The organism is Zunongwangia pacifica (genome assembly GCF_023499215.1).
Classification (GTDB): Bacteria; Bacteroidota; Bacteroidia; order Flavobacteriales; family Flavobacteriaceae; genus Zunongwangia; species Zunongwangia pacifica.
Window position 1 is genome coordinate 1 of the sequence record NZ_JAKHSK010000027.1, and the last position, 16,322, is coordinate 16,322.

16 protein-coding genes are annotated in these 16,322 nt (G+C 35.5%); 1 reads left to right on the plus strand and 15 read right to left on the minus strand.

What is annotated here, in order from left to right; translation table 11 throughout:
• Positions 1 to 176 precede the first annotated feature (176 nt).
• The 6 genes from L1967_RS16080 to L1967_RS16105 form a co-directional block, all read right to left on the minus strand.
• Positions 177 to 3,098: an RHS repeat domain-containing protein gene (locus L1967_RS16080; RefSeq protein ID WP_249602527.1), complete on the minus strand. Its 2,922-nt coding sequence runs from the start codon at positions 3,096 to 3,098 to the stop codon at positions 177 to 179.
• A gap of 511 nt (positions 3,099 to 3,609) precedes the next feature.
• Positions 3,610 to 4,491, minus strand: coding sequence for an ACP S-malonyltransferase (gene fabD / locus L1967_RS16085; RefSeq protein WP_249602528.1), 882 nt, complete (start codon positions 4,489 to 4,491; stop codon positions 3,610 to 3,612).
• Positions 4,492 to 4,692: 201 nt separating this feature from the next.
• On the minus strand, positions 4,693 to 5,193 hold the full coding sequence (locus tag L1967_RS16090; RefSeq protein ID WP_249602529.1) for a pyridoxamine 5'-phosphate oxidase family protein: 501 nt from the start codon (positions 5,191 to 5,193) through the stop codon (positions 4,693 to 4,695).
• A gap of 203 nt (positions 5,194 to 5,396) precedes the next feature.
• On the minus strand, positions 5,397 to 6,260 hold the full coding sequence (locus tag L1967_RS16095) for a fructosamine kinase family protein (RefSeq protein WP_249602530.1): 864 nt from the start codon (positions 6,258 to 6,260) through the stop codon (positions 5,397 to 5,399).
• Positions 6,247 to 6,738 (minus strand): dihydrofolate reductase, encoded by a 492-nt coding sequence (locus L1967_RS16100; RefSeq protein ID WP_249602531.1) that lies wholly within the window; start codon positions 6,736 to 6,738, stop codon positions 6,247 to 6,249. Before L1967_RS16100 ends, L1967_RS16095 begins: the two co-directional genes overlap by 14 nt.
• A 3-nt stretch (positions 6,739 to 6,741) precedes the next feature.
• A complete protein-coding gene (locus tag L1967_RS16105; protein ID WP_249602532.1) occupies positions 6,742 to 7,218 on the minus strand; it encodes a 2TM domain-containing protein in 477 nt (158 codons plus the stop codon).
• 64 nt (positions 7,219 to 7,282) lie between these two features.
• Between L1967_RS16105 and L1967_RS16110 the strand changes: the two genes are divergently transcribed.
• Positions 7,283 to 8,368: an aminotransferase class V-fold PLP-dependent enzyme gene (locus tag L1967_RS16110; protein ID WP_249602533.1), complete on the plus strand. Its 1,086-nt coding sequence runs from the start codon at positions 7,283 to 7,285 to the stop codon at positions 8,366 to 8,368.
• A gap of 53 nt (positions 8,369 to 8,421) precedes the next feature.
• On the opposite strand, the gene L1967_RS16115 is transcribed toward L1967_RS16110, so the two are convergent.
• The 9 genes from L1967_RS16115 to L1967_RS16155 all read right to left on the minus strand — a co-directional run bounded on the left by L1967_RS16115 (position 8,422) and on the right by L1967_RS16155 (position 16,301).
• Complete coding sequence (locus L1967_RS16115) at positions 8,422 to 8,703, minus strand: DUF427 domain-containing protein (protein ID WP_249602534.1); 282 nt, start codon at positions 8,701 to 8,703, stop codon at positions 8,422 to 8,424.
• Positions 8,704 to 8,715: 12 nt separating this feature from the next.
• Entirely contained in the window at positions 8,716 to 9,135 is a 420-nt protein-coding gene (locus L1967_RS16120; RefSeq protein ID WP_249602535.1) for a hypothetical protein, read from the minus strand.
• The gene (locus tag L1967_RS16125; protein WP_249602536.1) at positions 9,122 to 9,733 is read right to left on the minus strand and encodes a hypothetical protein; all 612 of its coding nucleotides are present in this window, start codon (positions 9,731 to 9,733) and stop codon (positions 9,122 to 9,124) included. The genes L1967_RS16120 and L1967_RS16125 overlap by 14 nt, the downstream gene beginning before the upstream one ends.
• A 25-nt stretch (positions 9,734 to 9,758) precedes the next feature.
• On the minus strand, positions 9,759 to 10,736 hold the full coding sequence (locus L1967_RS16130; RefSeq protein ID WP_249602537.1) for an L-histidine N(alpha)-methyltransferase: 978 nt from the start codon (positions 10,734 to 10,736) through the stop codon (positions 9,759 to 9,761).
• A 15-nt stretch (positions 10,737 to 10,751) separates the two neighbouring features.
• Positions 10,752 to 11,915, minus strand: coding sequence for an ergothioneine biosynthesis protein EgtB (gene egtB / locus L1967_RS16135; RefSeq protein WP_249602538.1), 1,164 nt, complete (start codon positions 11,913 to 11,915; stop codon positions 10,752 to 10,754).
• A 484-nt stretch (positions 11,916 to 12,399) separates the two neighbouring features.
• Complete coding sequence (locus L1967_RS16140; RefSeq protein WP_249602539.1) at positions 12,400 to 12,810, minus strand: energy transducer TonB; 411 nt, start codon at positions 12,808 to 12,810, stop codon at positions 12,400 to 12,402.
• 32 nt (positions 12,811 to 12,842) lie between these two features.
• Positions 12,843 to 13,220: an energy transducer TonB family protein gene (locus L1967_RS16145; RefSeq protein ID WP_249602540.1), complete on the minus strand. Its 378-nt coding sequence runs from the start codon at positions 13,218 to 13,220 to the stop codon at positions 12,843 to 12,845.
• Between the two features lie 29 nt (positions 13,221 to 13,249).
• A complete protein-coding gene (locus L1967_RS16150) occupies positions 13,250 to 14,074 on the minus strand; it encodes a thymidylate synthase (protein WP_249602541.1) in 825 nt (274 codons plus the stop codon).
• A gap of 529 nt (positions 14,075 to 14,603) precedes the next feature.
• Complete coding sequence (locus L1967_RS16155; protein ID WP_249602542.1) at positions 14,604 to 16,301, minus strand: NupC/NupG family nucleoside CNT transporter; 1,698 nt, start codon at positions 16,299 to 16,301, stop codon at positions 14,604 to 14,606.
• Positions 16,302 to 16,322: the final 21 nt, after the last annotated feature.

Consider the following 16,322-nt stretch of genomic DNA (forward strand, 5'->3'; position numbering starts at 1 on the left):
TAAATATTCGGGTTCCCATAACCATCCCCATCATTATCCCGATAATAAAGCGTGGTGCCGGGGGGACATTCATCGCCATCATCCGGTATACCAATCTGGGCTAACAATGTGTCCCCTATAAGACCTATAAGAAAAAAAACGGTAAGTGATATATATTTATTCATAACCTAGGGGGTTTATTCACCTTTATAATGATATTCATATTCCTCTACTAACTTACCTTCGTGGTCTTTGACCATTTCCAAACGGCCGAAATCATCATAGTGATAGGTTGTTGTCCTGCCACGGGGATCGGTCATAACGGTCATCCCTACCAAAGGTTCATATTCATAGGTTGTAATCATCGCATCTTTGAAAGCACTCTTGGAGCGGAGATTATTGATTGCTGATAAGTTGGCTTCATTAACATTTTTAAGTTCGCCAAGAACAGCCTGTAAAGCAGCTCCGGTCGTATTCTCTATCTTGGCTATGGGGTATTGTCCATGATAGCCCCATAGATAAAAGATATGCGGACCATCTGACTTTGAGACTTCTATAGGATTGCCATAATCATCATAAGAATGAAAGCTTAACATTTCAGGCATACTATCTAAAGAAGATTCTGCTTTATTCCATAAAACCCCACTTTTAAAGAGTTTTGAGTTAAATAATTCGAAAGTATTCAACTGATGCTCTATTAAAGCTTGATCAGAGAATTTTCGAATGTAAATAGGTTCTGCTATTCTATTGGTAGTCACCATAGTTGACATCCCCGTTTTCGTGTTAAGACTGAAAATGGTATCATAAGGATAATAATAATTTGAGCTTATAACTCCAGAAGATGTACTTTCAATTTCACGTTTTATTTGATTTTTTGAATTATATTCATATTCATTTGTTTTCTCTACGATCTCTCCCTCTTGATAAAGCTTTGTAGATTTAGTTTTTAATCGCTTCCTTCCAATTTCAATAATATAATTTTTGAAGTAATAAATTGGAATATTCCAATTTTCAGCCGCAAATTTTTCAACGAAATAATCAGGCCTATAACTATAACCTGAAGAACTAGATATATTAGTCAATTTCTCAACCATCATTCCTTCCAGGCTCTCCTCAATTATAGTCTCATATTTATAATTGACCCACTTTGCAATGTTATATAAAATGTTTCCATTATCGTCTAATCCATCATTCTTATAAACTGCTTCACTAATAAGTACTGGATTATCCCAATAATTATAATTATACATACAGCGTTGAATCAATTCACTATCTGTGTTAAATGTCCACAAATTCCCGCTGGGACTATTAAAAGATTTCATTGAAAATGAAGAGCCTGTTGATAAGTTCTTATGGTCATAATGATAAACAATCTTGCCATTATCTAATCCCGATGAATTCTCAATATATTTCGTAACATTACTATAAAATACAGGTTTTGAAGAGACAAAACTCATACTGGTATTATCTTCGGAAGAAATTTTCCGAAGTCTATAGCCAGTTTCCAATAAATGCTCTGTTGTATTTATGGTTAGGAAAAATTGTTGGCTATTGGGAGGTTTATATTTATAAAAATTGGTAAATTGGCCATTGTTATACTCAAAACGCTGAGTTTTCTTAACAACATCGTTATAATCTTTGTTAACAATTTTCTTTATACGTAAACCAGGACCAGTTTTAATCTGACCGGCTTCAAGAAATTTGTTTTTTTCATATTCAAATTCTGTTTTGCCTTTTGTGGGATAAGTGATGCTCTTTAATACACCATCTAAAACATAATCTGATGGGTTACGATTAGCGCCGTATCCATAATTGCGATAACTACCATAATCGGCGCCCATATTATTAGTTCTGGTATATATTGAATAGGTAGGTAACAAATGAATTTGATTTTGATTGTTTTTATATCCCCACCAATCTCTATTGGCTTTTCTATATGTTTTAACTACCTCTGAATTATAGTAATCAAATTTATATTCTTCTTGTACGATACCAGCTTCATCTTTAAATTTAATAGCATCTAGTTTTTTCATATATTCCGTACCAGGATAGTTAGGTAAATCTAAATTGGATCTTACGAATTCGATAGTTTTAATAATATTCCCAGAGTTATTTCTAATTTGGATGGCATTGATCATGTCAGTATTTGAACCCAATACAAAAACTAATTTTCCTTGTTTGAAATTAATTTCTTTGATCCTTGTAACATCATATTTAAACATCTGACTAAATAAAGGCTGGCTATTCCACATACTCTCATCTAAATAAGAGTTATATTTTTGATCCACAATGGTGTATTCTTCTATACTATTCACGAATTCTTTATAAACAGTATTGTAGGTGAAAGTGACTTCATCTAAATTATTCCATGATGAAATTTTAGATAATCTTAACGATGAAACGAAATTACTCTCAGGAGCCGATGGGTTTCCTTTGTAATATTCAACCTTTCCACTTCCTCCAAAAGTATATTTAATACCATCAGAATTAATTATTTCAATCATGTTTGTACCCTTTGCCCCAGATGATACTTTTCCTATTTTCAAAGGTTCTCCTTCTAGAAAAACAGGGTTAGAAGGAAAATTTTTAAACAAAAAATTACCTGATAATCCGGCAAAATTATAGCTGTAAACATCATATTGTTCGTCGTATAACGTACCTTGGAAATCATCATAAGAAGTTTTAAACAAGCTTGAAAGATAGTTGTAACGTTCTAAAGATGTACTACCAATTAAATCGTAATAAGATTTGCGGTTGCTAACAGGAACTCTTCCATACTTTGAATCGGCTTTCCCATAAATTGTTTTCCCAATAACCCCTCCAACGTTCAATATCCAATCCATTGCTATAGGACCGTTGTCCTGCAATACTTTTCTTCCGGAAGCATCATAACTAAGGGTTATGGGCACAGTTATATCTCCACTTTTAACATTAAAAAGAGGTATCTGAATAGCAGGAACTCCAGTCGAATGGTTAATTGTAAACTCTTGTGCATGGAAAAGTGAAGCAACTTCAGGTGAAGGTCCAATAACTTGCGGCAATTCAATATCCTTTTGAGAATACGAGGTAAACGCCGATAAAATAAATACTAAGGTAATTAATCGATATTTATTTGACATGTTGATAGTATAATTACAGCAAAGTTATATTTTATCATTCGATTTATGGTATACAAAAACATTACCTTTAGTAAGGTTTCGAGTAGACTTTTAAAAAACTTAAGAATAAGAAGTGGTGTTAAAAAAAGCGAGACCAAAACTTTTTTCTTTAAATTCTATACACCCCGAGCCTGGCCGGCCATTAGGTTTGTAGATTAATTAATTTAAAATATGTATAATAGATAGCTCAACTTTCCAAAAGCATAAATATCGTTTCAATAGGAGCACTACAAAAAGGCATAGAAGTAGTAGCAAGATGTATGTAACGCCTAATTAAAATTATGATGCTTTGATCTTAGCCGTGAATATTTGGCTAAATTTTTGAACATAACGCTCCCATTTATTACACCATCTTATTAATAAATATCTAATATCAAAGCACCAGTATTTGATCTTCTTCAATTTGAAACAAAATAAAACGCCTAATCTCAGGATTAGGCGTTTTATATGTTAAAATATTATCTTTCGAAAATTAAATCGTGGCAGAGGCAGTTTCCATCTTACGATCTACTTTTTTTACCAGTCCCTGTAATACTTTTCCCGGACCAACTTCAGTAAAACTTTTGGCACCATCTTTAATCATGTTTTGTACAGATTGTGTCCATTTTACGGGTGCAGTTAATTGAAATACCAGATTTTTCTGAATTTCTGTAGGGTCGGTTACCGCCGTGGTACTTACATTCTGATATATAGGACAAGAAGGAGTTTTAAAAGTTGTAGCTTCAATCGCGGCAGCTAATTCTTTTCTTGCAGGTTCCATAAGTGGGGAATGAAAGGCCCCTCCAACCGGAAGAAGTAAGGCTCGTTTGGCTCCTTTTTCTTTTAAAGTTTCACAAGCTTTTTCAACCGCAGCAATTTCACCGGAAATCACTAATTGCCCGGGGCAGTTGTAATTTGCAGCGACTACGATGCCTTCTGTATCGGCGCAAACAGCCTCAACTAATTCATCTTCTAATCCTAAAACCGCAGCCATGGTAGATGGAGTCATTTCACAGGCTTTTTGCATGGCTAAAGCACGTTGTGAAACTAACTTTAGAGCATCTTCAAATTCCAACGTATCATTGGCTACTAATGCCGAAAATTCTCCTAATGAATGCCCTGCAACCATATCTGGCTTAAAGTCTGCTCCCAGTACTTTACTTAAAATGACGCTGTGTAAAAATACGGCGGGCTGGGTAACTTTAGTTTGTTTTAGATCTTCAACCGATCCATTAAACATCGTATCGGTTATAGAGAAGCCTAAAATTTCGTTGGCTCTTTCAAAAAGTTCTTTTGCTTCAGCAGATTTCTCGTATAAATCTGCTCCCATTCCTGAAAATTGTGCTCCCTGTCCGGGAAAAACGTATGCTTTCATTTTCTAATTTTTATCCCTTGAAAAAGGGTTTAATAGCTGTTTCGATCATCATAAACTTAGCGCGAAACTCAAAATTATAAATTATCACATCAAATTTTCCGAAGAAAAAAAATGATGAAATTTTGGTAAAAATAGGAAGAATAAAAAAGACCTCACAACAAAAAATAGTGATGAGGTCTTTGATAAATACAATTTTTAAGTCTATAATTCTAATTTTCCTTTTTCTCCGATGTCTTTTTGTTTTCCGGTAATGGCAGATACGCCCATTTTAAATAAAGAAACATATTTATTAGATTTAGTGTCCCAGTAATACGCTTCCTCTGGATTTACCTTTATGGCACTTAGGTTTGGATCGTCTGTACCTTTAAACCAGGTGTCATCTACTCTACTGTATAAATCTTCCAGAATATCCTTTTCGGTTACAATCGCCGCTTTTCCGAAAATACTGATAAATTCAAAATCTTTAACGTCGCTATAGAGTAACTGAACATCGCTATCTTTTACGATATTGGTATTATGGTCACTATTTAACCCACTTAAAAACCAGATATTACCTTCGGTATCTATTTTTTTTGTAGTCATTGGTACGGCATCTACAGGTTTACTGCCAATGTTTGTCACGAACATGGCGGTTTTAATATCTTCGACAAGAGATTTTAATTTCTTTCTAGCTTCGCTATATTCTAAATTTTCTGTGCTCATAGTTTTTTTTAATTTGATATGAAGATACGATTCAACTTCAACCTTTGCCGCTAACAAACTGCTAAAAACAAATGTATTGCTGTTAAGAATTGTGAAATTAGATAAACTATCTTATAAGTCATTTATTAGAAAATTATCTTCTATTTCTATGCATTCTTGCCGATAGCTATGGGGGACGGAACGGGAGTATTTAATCTCGATTATCAAGTAAAGCGTGCGATAATATTTTGGCAGGAGCCTAAATAGCCAGTGCCAAATAGGTTAAGATGGACCAGTAAATAATAGAGTTGCCATATAGGTACGCGATCTTCAAAGCCTTTTTCTACAGGAAATTCTTCAAAATACGTATTGAATAATTCTTCGGAAAATCCGCCAAAAAGTTTCATCATCGAAAGATCCATTTCTCGCGGAGCGTAAGCTACCGCAGGATCAATAAGGCAGGGGTGACCGCTAGCATTCACCAAGTAATTGCCATTCCATAAATCTCCATGAATTAAAGCCGGTTTTTCCTGCGGAATAAGATGGGATAATACGGAACAGAATTTTTTAGTGTCCCCTAAACTATAGCCCTGCTCTTTGGCTGATTTAAATTGAGGTTGAAGACGTTCTTCAATATAAAAATCTACAATGTTGTCGTGTTCGTTATTATACTGAGGTAAACTACCAATATAATTATCTTCTGGGAAGCCGAATGTTGATTGCGAGTTTTTATGTAAACCAGCCATCTGTTTCCCAAAAACAGTCCAGAAATCTGATGATTTCGTTCCTGTTTCCCGATATTCCATTAAAAGACAGGAATAGTTCGCTTCCGTATACACAGCGATCATTTGGGGAACATCAATAGCTTCTGCTTTTTTTAAGGCTTTCATGCCGGCCATTTCGGCATCAAACATTCCCGGGAATTCAGTAGTGCTATTAATTTTTACCACTTTTTTACCTTCAGTAGTGTTCAGTAAAAAAACATCATTAATATCACCGCCAGATAATTCGCTGATATTGTTGATTTTTAAACTGTTTTTTTCTTCAATTATTTTAAAAAGTGGTTGGTACGCTTTATTTACGCTCATAAGTAAGGTAACTAAAAGAGTATTTATGCTTTTCGTCTTTTTCATGAAAAACCTCTTCAGTTAGCTTCCATTCTTCTTCATTGATTTCAGGAAAAAAAGTATCGGCATCGTCAAAGTTTTCATGAACACGGGTAAGTTCAATTTTATCGGTTCTGTCTAGTCCCATTTTATAGATCTCACCACCGCCAATTATAAAGGGATTTTCATCTAAATCCTGTGCGATCTTTAAGGCAAGGGATAAACTTTTCACGACATAAACCCCTTTGCCGGGATCGTAATTCTCGTTTCGGGTAATCACAAAATGAGTGCGGTTGGGCAATAATCCATCAAAACTTTCAAAGGTTTTACGCCCCATAATAATAGGGTGGTGGCTGGTTAACTTTTTAAAACGTTTAAAGTCGTCTGGCAGTCGCCATAAAAGGTCGTTATCTTTTCCTAAAGCATTATTTTCGGCCGCAGCCGCGATCATGGTTACCATAAATTAGTGATTGTAGTTTTGGTCTGATTTATCTGGAGAAATGGGCTTGAATTTGTCGTGAGTGTCTTTATTTTCAGGAAAGTTTTTTTGATTTTCTTTCTCTGGCAGCGGATGGTCTTGTTCTACCTGCTGCTGTAATTTTGCAATTTTCTCTTTTTGTTTGGCGACTAGTTTTTCAATTTGTTTAGCCTGCCATTCTTTTCCCATAAAGGTGTTGACCAAAAGCACATTGAAAAAATGAATTAAAAAGATAAAACCCCAAATAAGGACGATCCAAACAAACCAGTCGTAGCCTAAAGGTTTGTAAGTCTCTTTAAAACCAATAAGCACATTTAGAATAATAGCTAAAATCGAAGCGCCAAGAAATACAATAAAATGCTGAAATAGTCTTTTTTTCTGGAGTGTTCTTTTTCTGGCATTCTCGTACAACTCCCGTTGTTCGGCATCCATTTTCGAAGTATTTTTCTTTTTAGAGAACATAAATAAAGGTACTTTAGTGCTTTTAACAAATTTACATTTTTTAGAACTGAATTCTTTAAGGCTTATGAGTAATTTAAGAAAAGGCTTTCCCGTTTTAGAACGATATACTTACCTAAACACCGCGGCTTCCGGTTTATTACATGAAAAAGTTTTAGAATTCAGGCAAGAGCATGATCTGGATTTTTTGATCTCTGGGAGTGTTCTAAAAGAAAATCAGGGTAAACTTTTAGCGAAAGTACGGGAAGAAGTTGGCGAAACTTTTAATTGTGCGCCAAACCGGGTAGGGCTGGTGCCTAACTTTTCGTATGGCTTTAATACGTTTTTAGAGGGTATCGAAAAACCTAAAAAAGTATTGTTACTAAAGAATGATTATCCATCGATTAACTGGCCGGTAGCATCCAGGGATTTTGAAATTTGCTATGCCGAGATCAATGAGTTTTTAGAGGAAAATATTGTTGAAGTTTTAAAAAAGGAACAGCCTCATTTTTTTGCGTTTAGTATCGTTCAATATATCAACGGAATTAAACTAAGTGCCGCTTTTCTCACCCAGCTAAAAAAGGACTTTCCAGAAGTTATTTTTGTTGCCGATGGGACGCAGTTTTTGGGAACTGAAGCATTTGATTTTGATGCGAGTGGGATAGACGTCGTTATTTCGAGTACCTATAAATGGTTAAATGCCGGCTACGGAAATGGATTTATGCTGTTCAATAAAGATATGGAAGGTAAAGTATTTCCAAAACACTTAGGTTTTGGATCGTTGCAGGGAAAGTATAAAGCACATGAAGATAATTTTCTTGGAAAATTTGAGCCCGGCCATCAGGATACGCTTAACTATGGAAGTTTAGGTGAAGCCCTAAAATTGATAAAACAGTTTGGGATTTCAACCATTGAAAGTCAGGTAAATGTATTAAAATCACAAGCGAAGCAGATTTTTACTGAAATGAATTTATTGGAAGAAGCTGTTGCAAAAAGAGGCGATCATTCCTCGATTTTCAATATTAAAGGCGACGATAAATTATATCACTATTTACGGGAAAAGGATATCATTGTTTCCCAACGTGGAGAAGGATTGCGGGTAAGTTTCCACTATTTTAACACGGAAGAGGAATTGGAAGTTCTGGTAAAGGCTTTAGAAAATCATAAAGGCTAAGCCTCATCTCAACTACCGAAAATCCAATATGGCAAGATTCCAAAAAGCAATTCTCACTCCTTAATCTCTACGCCGTTTTTAAAGGCGACATGATTTTGGATAGGTTTTGCAGCATGGCTGGCTTGTGGATAGTACCATGCAGCATCTTCGGTTTTCTCACCCTCAACTTCTATAGTGAAATAGGAAGCTAATCCCTTCCATGCGCAGCGTGTTTGCTTTTTACTATTTTTAAAGTATTCTTTTTTAATACTTTCCATGGGAAAATAATGATTGTTTTCTACCGTTTTTGTTTCAGTACTTTCCGCAATAACCGTATTTTTCCAAATTGCTTTCATAATTTAGATTTATCAGGATTGTTGGTTTATAGGAAGTTTAGCATTTCCGTCAGATTTAAATAAAAAATAACTCCTAAAGTTATTTTCGGTTTCCTGTTCGCTATAGGTTTTAACTAACTCCCATCCTAAACTATCCATGTAATTTAAAGCTTGTACGATCGAATTGAAAGTTCTTTTACTTCCATCTTTATTTCTTATATAAGAATTTTTTAGCAAGGCTTGCTCTTGGCCGTAATCAATCTGGATTTCGATATATTTCGATAAAAATTTCCCAGATGGAATAATTAAACAGTATTTTATAGGAATATCCAAACTATCTCTAGCAGGGCTATTAAATTCTTCTACAGAAGTATTTTGAGAAGTCGCTGCTTGAGTAAACAAAAACAATAAAAGACAAATTGCTGAAAATCTCATATATTTATTTTTGTTCATTTTCGATAAAAACCTGAGGTGTTTTATTAGGAAGCTGAATCAAAATTCCGAAGCGATGATCTTTAAGTTTCGCTAAAACAACTTTAGATTTTCCGGTAGTATATACAAACCCCGTCCAGGCGCTGTTAAAAGCATTGTCTGAATGTTCAATACTCATTTTAGCAGAAAATGAATACGTTTTTTGATCAATTGAAATGCTATTGTCTTCAGTGTTTAGACTAAAATCGGGATGTGCTGTTGTAGTCGACCCAAATTCGATGCTTTTTGAAGTCTTTTTTATATCGTAAGCAAAATTTCCTTTCAGCTTAACAATTTTGAGATACTCATTTTGATTAAACGCGATGTCACTTTTTATTTTGGTCTTTTCTGAAAGGTATTTTATTACATTACCGTCTTGGATATCAACAAATGTCAGTTTTGGGTCAAAATCAGTATTTGTAGCAGATTGTTCAATCGATTCTATCTCAGAAATGCTGATTTTCCCCTGCGGAATGAATTCCTGCAAGCTTGTATTTTCTGAAATTTCAGAGTAATTCTGCACCGGGATAAATGCGAAACTTAAAAGAATCGCTGAAAAGAGGAAAAGTAGCTTTTTCATGGTGTAAGACTGTTTAATTAAAGATCTAAAAATCTTTCCTTCTAAATATATAATTTTTATAGCAGTTTTCCGAATCGCTGAATTCTTCGGTTACTTTAAGTCCGGCTTCTTTTGCCAGCCATTGTACAATATGATCGTCGTATTTCTGGGAAATTTCAGTATGAATAGTTTCCCAGGCATCAAAATGAATATTCAGGCCAAGTTTATTGATTTTTACCTGCTGTTCTTTTTTACTTACCAGATAACTGCTTGCTGTTCCGCTTTCAGGATTGTAGGTTTCCCAGTGTTTAAAATCATCAGTGTTAAAGTCGGCATCCAATTCGCTATTCATTCGCACCAAAAGATTTTTGTTGAAAGCTTCGGTAATGCCGTGCGGGTCGTTATAGGCATCAAGAATTTGTTGCGGACTTTTTTTCTGATCAAAGCCCATAAATAGCATATCTTCTTCACTCATCGCCTGGCAGATATTCTTTAAAAAATCGATAGCTTTTTCGTGCAAAAGATTACCAATATTAGAACCTAAGACCATAATCACCTTTTTACGGGAATTATAATCGGCAAGTTTTTCCAGGGTTTTAAAATAGGTGCCCTGCTGGGTTTTGATCTTTACACCGGGAATTTCAGTTTTTAGCGCTTCTTCCAATTCATCTAAAACATGCTGACTAATATCGACGGGCAGGTAATTAAAATCATAATTTTTTGCGACAAGATGCTTGAGTAAAACTTTTGTCTTTTTACCGTCACCGGCACCCAGTTCAATTAAATCGAATCCTTTTTCACTATTAAATGAATCTGCTATAGAAGCGGTGTGCTTTTTAAGGATACCAAGTTCACAATTGGTTAAATAATACTCTGGCATATTCATAATTTGCTGAAAAAGCTTATCGCCTTTTTCATCATAGATATATTTTGAAAGCAGGTATTTTGGAAAATTGGTTAGTCCTTTGGCAACATCTTCTTCAAAAGCGGTTTCGTATTTCGTGGTCGTTGGTGTGAATTTCATAATGTAAGTTGAGGATTATTTTGCAAGGCGTATTCCTGTGAATTGCCAGCGTAATGGGGCATGGAAAAAATTTCTATACGTGGGTCTGGTATGTTTGTTAGCAGTAGCTACAGAGCATCCTCTTAGCACTTTCTGGTTCACCATAAATTTGCCATTATATTCGCCTAAAGCGCCTGGCACTTTGGTGTAACCAGGATAAGGAGAATAAGCACTTTCTGTCCATTCCCAACGTGATCCCCAATTGAATTTGCTGTTAGCAACTTCCCATTCCTGTTCGGTTGGTAAGCGTAACCCTTTCCATTGGGCAAAAGCAAAAGCTTCGTAATAACTAATATGACTTAGCGGCGCATCGGGAATTAGTTTTTGTAAGCCCTGTAAAGTGAATTGATGCCATTCGCCATCGATGTTATGCCAGTAGGATGGTGCTGAAATCTGATTGGTATTTACCCAATCCCATCCTTCGGCATGCCAAAGGAGCACGTCCTCATAACATCCGGCGTCGATAAATTCGATATACTCTTTATTGGTTACCAGTTTATTTGAAATTTGGTAGTCGGTTAAGTAAACTGTGTGTCTGCCAAGTTCGTTATCATAACAAAAATCATTGCTGTTATGCCCAATTTCATAATTTCCTTTCGTTACAGAGATCCATTCCTGCGGAATGTCCTGAATCGGATTTTCTTTAAACTGGTCATTATATTTTGGGAAAAGCGGGTTGTTTCCTAAAATATATTTGATATCGGTATATAGTAATTCCTGATGTTGTTTTTCGTGATGGCAACCAATCTCAATTACTTCCAGGATTTTGCTACTTAAATCTTCAGATTCGATAAAATCTTTTAAGGCTTTAGAAACATAATTTCGATATTTATAAACCCATGCCACGGTTGGGCGCGAAAGATTTCCGCGATCGGTACGTATTACTTTTTCGCCTACGCTTTCGTAGTAACTATTAAAAACATAAGCCGAGTGATCATCAAAAAGCTGATAACCGCTTTTGTAAGGTTTTAGGACAAATTCTTCAAAAAACCAGGTGGTATGTCCCAGGTGCCATTTAGGTGGAGAAACATCTACAATAGGTTGAACCACGTAATCTTCTATTTCTAAAAAAGAACAAATAAGTTCAGATTGCGCCCGGGTTTCATTAAAGAAATCTAATAATTCAGATTGTAAAAGCATAAAATGAGGTCTGCGGTTAGTGCGTATCTCTCAAATTTACAATTTTTTAGAGGCGATAAGTTTTCGCTTGCGTTAATCCCAAGTTAAAAAAGGAATAGCGATAGTAGCGAGGTGAAAAACGTTATTTTGAGTTTAGACCGCTTCGCTTTTAGAATATAGAACTAAGAAATTTAGAAAAGAGAGAATAGAAAAATGCAATGTGAAAATGTGTTAATTCGATAATTTGAAAATAGAACCTCGAACTTATCAATGTTGAACTCTACCTGTAGCAGCGGCAGAGTGATGGTGACTAATGAGCAATGGTATCGCAGCCAGAGTGGAAATTGAAGCCAGAATTTAGAAGTGAGAAAAGAAATAGATAGAAGAGAGGTAATAATAATCAAAAATTGCTGAATGAATCTTTTTTGATTTCAGAATTTTGACCTTCAGGTTTTTAATTTCCTTTAACCTTTAATCAATTGCTGAAAGCTAAACGCTAATCACGTTAAAGCTGCACCGGTATCGTATATTTTATCGAGATAGATTTTCCCGCTCTTTTACCGGGGGTCATTTTAGGTAATTCCTTAAGCATTTTTTCTAATGCTACTTTTATTTTTGGTTCTTCGGTTTCGATAGTATCAATTTTAGCCACTCCTTCTTCATCAATATGCATTTTTATGGTGGCTTTTCCGCGCACAAAATCCCCGTTCTCTTTACGAGGGTATTTATAGGTGGTTTTTACAAGTTCCAGAAATTTTTTACTGAAGCAATCTTCATGGTCGGTAGCAGACTCACATCCGGGCCAGAGGGGAGCTATTTCTTTAACGGTAACAGTATTACCTTCAGTTTTTACATGCTCCTGGCCACAGCTTATAAAACTAACCAACAGACAAATACTAAGTAGTAGATTTTTCATAAAAACTGAAGATAATTTAGTTAAGTTTTAATTTAGAATTTAAATGGAACGGTAAATTCCCGTGCATCAGGTTCTCCCTGAAGTGTTCCTGGTTCCATTTTTGGCATTTTTTCGATCATTTTTTTAGCGGCTTCATTTACTAAAGGTTCGTCACCTTCAATATTTAAAACATTTACTTTGCCTTCTTCATCGACCTCAAATTTGATGGTCACTTCACCCCGAACATATTCGCCGGCGTCATTTTTCGGGTATTCGTAATTTTCTCTAACGTGTTCACTAAGTTTCTTGTTAAAGCAGGTTTTTACATTTTCGCTATCCTCACATCCCGGCCAAACTGGTGAAGTTTGTTGTGCGGCAACAGTGGTGATACTTCCAATGACAAAACTAGCTATAAGCAATAAGCTTCTCATAATAATTAAAAATTTAAATTAAAGATTATTTAAATCGCAACCTTAGCTTTAATAGCCGGATGCGGATCATATCCCTCTAATTTAAAATCTTCAAACGAAAAATCAAAAATATTGTTGATTTCAGGATTAATTTTCATCGTAGGAAGTGCTTTAGGTGTACGACTTAACTGAAGTTTTACCTGCTCCATGTGATTACTGTAAATATGTACATCACCAAAAGTATGAATAAAATCTCCCGGCTGGTAACCACAAACCTGTGCCATCATCATCGTAAACAATGCATAAGATGCGATGTTAAACGGAACGCCTAAAAATACATCGGCGCTACGCTGATATAACTGGCAGCTTAATTTGCCATTGGCCACATAAAACTGGAAAAAGGCATGGCAGGGCGGTAGCGCGGCTTTGCCATTTGCTACATTTTCTGAAAAAGAAACTGATGTATCTGGCATTACAGAAGGGTTCCAGGCAGAAACCAACATTCTACGACTATTAGGATTGGTCTTTAGAGTTTCAATAATTTCTGAAATCTGATCGATTTCTTCGCTATTCCAGTTTCTCCACTGGTGGCCATAAATTGGTCCCAGATCGCCATTTTCATCGGCCCATTCGTTCCAGATCCTTACACCGTTTTCTTGTAGATATTTGATGTTAGTGTCTCCTTTTAAAAACCAAAGTAGCTCGTAAATGATCGATTTTAAATGGACCTTTTTAGTGGTGACCATCGGGAACCCATCACTTAAATCAAATCGCATTTGGTAGCCAAAAACACTTTTAGTCCCTGTCCCGGTACGATCTCCTTTTTCTGCTCCGTGTTCTAAAATATGCTGTAGTAAGTCGTGATATTGCTTCATAATTCTGCTACCCTTTTTATCAAAAGTAGAAATAAGTTTTAAAGTAGAAATGTAAAAAGTATTAAAGTTAGACCGAATTTAGAATCTTGAAAGAGATTATGATAAATTGGATTTTAAAAGTCTTGAAATATTCGGTTTCTGCTAAGAATAATAAGGCTTCCGCTTTCTAGTTGTTGGTTGACTTCTTTTTCTTTAAAAGTAATTTTAAGACAGTCTATAATTTTGTTTATTTCGTTCTTTTTTTTAACTAGAATGTATCTTAAATCTTCTAATTCAAATTTTAAAGAATATTTGTCTTGGCTAAAATGAGGTTTGTTAGTTTCTCTTGAAGAATATTTTTCAAATAAATCTTGTATGATTTCATCATTTGAATTAATTATTCTTAAGAAGGTTTAAAACACTTACTTTTTAATATTTTTTCAATTGTTTCTAATTCTTGAGTGTACTGTAGAAGATGAGGAATTTTTTTGTAGTTAAAGATTTGTTCAGATATTGATATTTCCAAAGCCATATCAAAAAAATATTATATTTACCCAATAATCATTCCTGCGATTGTTGCAGATAGTAAAGAAGCCAGCGTTCCACCAATTACCGCTTTAATCCCAAATTCAGATAGGTTTTTACGTTGTCTCGGTGCTAAAGAACCAATCCCACCAAGCTGAATGCCTATTGAAGCAAAATTCGCGAATCCGCATAGCATATACGTCGCCATGATAATCGATTTTTGATAGGTGAAACTTAAAGCTGTAGCCGGATTTTTTAGTTCTGCTAATTGAATGTACCCCACAAATTCACTTGCCGCAAGTTTAATCCCAAGTAGTTGCCCCATAAGCATCATATCTTCTTTGGCTACACCAATAAGCCACATTAGCGGAGCGAAAATTGTTCCCAGAACTGCTTCTATAGAAAAGGTCTGGTAAGGGGTGTTAGCGGCTAAGAAATCGTTGAGGTGAGTAAACTCCCCCACTTTTGCAAAACCATAGTTAATCATCGCAATTAATGCTACAAAAACTAATAGCATCGCACCCACATTTGCGGCAAGCTTTAAACCTTCTGTAGTACCAATGGCGATCGCATCTAATACATTAGATCCTATTTTTTCTGAAGAGACCTCGACATCGGTATTAATTTTTTCCTGTTGAGGATATAATATTTTTGAAACGACAATGGCTCCTGGTGCCGCCATTACCGATGCGGCTAATAAATGCTTGGCGAATTCTAAACGGGCAGCAGGATCATCTCCACCTAAAAAGCCTATGTATGCCGCTAAAACTCCACCGGCTACGGTAGCCATGCCACCAATCATTACCAGTAAAATTTCAGAACGCGTCATGCGCTCTAAATAGGCTTTAATCATTAAAGGAGCTTCTGTTTGACCTAAGAAAATGTTTCCGGCCACATTTAGGCTCTCAGCGCCAGAAATCCCTAATAGCTTGGTAAGTACCAGCGCAAATCCCTTAACAACTACCTGTATGATTCCGTAGTAAAAAAGAATAGAAGTTAATGCTGAAAAGAAAATAATGGTTGGCAATACCTGAAATAAAAAGATATATCCAAAACTGGTAGTATCCATAAGTCCGCCCAAAAGAAATTCACTTCCTGCCGCGGTAAATTCGAGAATTTTTACAAAGATTTTTCCCACAAACTCGAAAGTTGATTTCACCCAATCAATTTTTAAAACTCCGTAGGCCAGTAATAATTGCATTCCCAAACCTATTCCAACGGTTTTCCAGTTAATGGCTTTACGGTTACTGCTGAATAAAAAAGCCAGGAGGAGAAGCGAAAACATTCCCAGAATTCCGCGTAAAATTCCGGTAGTGGTAATTCCCTGATTCGGGATAATTTTTTTTGCTGTAGCGGCCGGTATAACTTCGGCTATTTTAGGCTGATAAGCTTTAAGAGAAATACCATTTTTTCCACTTTTAAGGATCATGGAAGAGTCTGATAATTTGGTGACCCGATAGTTTTCCATTTCCCTGTTAGGTTTGCCATAAAAGAAAACTAGAATGTCATTTTGATACATGTAGTCACCACGAGCTATCGTATCGTTCTCTTTAGAGAAACTAAACCTACCTTTGTTTATGGTGAGTATGTTTCCTGTTTTAAAGATTTCGGCAGCGAGGCTATCCACATTTTTATCGATCTTCCAGCTTTTTGTAATACTTTGAGCCTGCGATGCAGGTACACTCAATACCATAAAGAAAAGAAGGTATAATAATCTCTTCATATTTAAATTAAATAGGGGGTA